Annotated in this window: 1 pseudogene; it reads right to left on the bottom strand. The window is 79.9% G+C overall.

The annotated features are described in order from the left end of the window. A pseudogene (locus tag AC2CHG_RS31755) lies at positions 1–492 on the bottom strand (AAA family ATPase); the annotation flags it as partial.

Below are 492 nucleotides of genomic sequence, written 5' to 3'. Positions count from 1 at the left end.
GGCCCGCACCGCGCCGGCCGCCTCCTCCAGCGCGGTCCGCAGCCGCGCGTGCTCGGCCAGCGACTCGCGCAGCCGCTCCGGCGCCGGCGCGTCCGCGAGCTGCTCGTCCAGCTCGGCCAGGCGCGCACCGAGCTGGTCGTGCTGGGTCCGGGCGCGCAGCAGCACCCGGTCGGAGTCACGGGCCGCGGTGTCGCGTTCCTGCACGACCCGCTTGGCCGCCTCGCTCGCCGCCCGCGCCGCCTTGCCCGCCTCGATCGCCCGGCTCACCGCCGAACCCTTCGGCACTGCCGGCACGGTGGTGACCGTCTGCTCGCACACCGGGCACGGCGCGCCGCCGACCAGGTGCGCCCGCAACGCGACCGCCTGGTCGGCGGCCTTCGCGTCCTCGTGCGCGCGGAACGCCGACTCCAGCTCCGTCTCGGCCCGCTGCGCGTCCGCCCGCGCCGCCGCCAGCGCCGCCACCGCCGCGTCGTGCTCGGTCCGCGCCGCGTC

It is taken from the genome of Micromonospora sp. ATLC20, from assembly GCF_057196585.1.
Note: the sequence above shows the minus strand (reverse complement) of the source record. Positions and strands in the feature narration are given on the sequence as shown.